Source organism: Flectobacillus roseus (assembly GCF_030056595.1).
GTDB lineage: Bacteria > Bacteroidota > Bacteroidia > Cytophagales > Spirosomataceae > Flectobacillus > Flectobacillus roseus.
Map to the genome: position 1 here is coordinate 1 of NZ_JASHIF010000044.1, position 1,433 is coordinate 1,433.

Sequence of the window (1,433 nt, forward strand, 5' to 3'; positions counted from 1 at the left end):
CCATATTGATGATAGATTGAATAAAGTTTGCATAAAGATTTACTAAACATTGCCTACACATTCCACAAGGTTTAACGGTAGATTGAATACAGATTGCATAAAGATTTACTAAACCTTACCTACACTTTACATAGAGCTTCACTATAGATTCGCGATAAAGTGAACCTCCAAACAATTCCTTGATACTTGGTGATAAATATTCGTTCAACTGTTAGCAGCTATTGAGATTTTTGCATCACTAGCATACCAATATTTGAAGCAGATTGTCATGAAGCGCTAACACACTTGGCACATTCCTAAGAGTTTTCTATCCACATGCACCCACCCCCTATTCAACATGTGAATAAATTAGTGTAAACGCTGTTAACCAAGCGTTTACACGCGTTAACAGTCGCGTTAACGCAGTAAAACATAACGTTAACGGCGTTAACGTTATGCATTTTTAGATTCAAGAGGGCACAAACAACTATGTAATCGTGTCGTAAAATTTAAAAGAACACCTACAATTATATCACCAAACAACTATAATATAGATAACATATCATTTAACTTTATATCTTCAGCCGTTGCGGGTCAAAAAAGCAACAACGGCAAAAAAGGCATTCTTGTAACTGATATACTTATAACGTCTATTTAAACCCACACAATCTTCAATGGAATTAATAAACACTACACTTGTTAGCCAAATTAAAGCTGTTATTAAAGAAGCACAAGAAAGAGCTATTCGAGCAGTTGATCACGAACGTACACTCATGTACTGGCATATCGGTAAGTATATTTTTGAAGAAGAACAGCAAGGAAAAGACCGTGCTGAGTATGGAAAGTATATCATAAAATATCTTTCTAAGCAATTAGAACCTGAATTTGGTTCAGGATTCGGTATTAGACAGCTAGAACGTTGTCGAAAATTTTACAGGTTTTTTCCAATTGCGTCCGCAGTGCGGACGCAATTGAACTGGACACAGTATAAATTATTATTAGCTGTAGAAGATACCGATAAAAGAGCTTTCTATATCGCAGAAAGTATCAAAAATCATTGGACTTCTAGACAACTCGAACGCCAAATTAATAGCCTTTTATTCGAAAGACTTTTAATGAGCAATGATAAAGAAAGTGTACTGGCAGTTGCCAATGGTGAAAAACAGGTTTCAGAAGCGAAAGAAATTATCAAAGACCCAATGGTTTTGGAGTTTTTGGGACTCAAACGAGAAAGTAGCTATTACGAAAAAGATTTGGAACAATCCATCATTACACACTTACAGGAGTTTTTGCTGGAAATGGGTAACGGTTTCTCATTTGTGGCTCGACAAAAACGTATCTTATTAGAGGATGATGAGTTTTTTGTGGATTTAGTATTTTATAATCGCCTGTTGCAATGTTTTGTCATTATAGAAATCAAAACTCATAAATTGACTCATCAAGACGTGGGACAA

At 35.2% G+C, this 1,433-nt stretch carries 1 protein-coding gene; it reads left to right on the plus strand.

From position 1 onward, the window contains the following. Positions 1 to 653: 653 nt before the first annotated feature. Positions 654 to 1,433: PDDEXK nuclease domain-containing protein (locus tag QM524_RS25865; protein WP_283346899.1), on the plus strand; the 780-nt coding region annotated here is incomplete at its 3' end.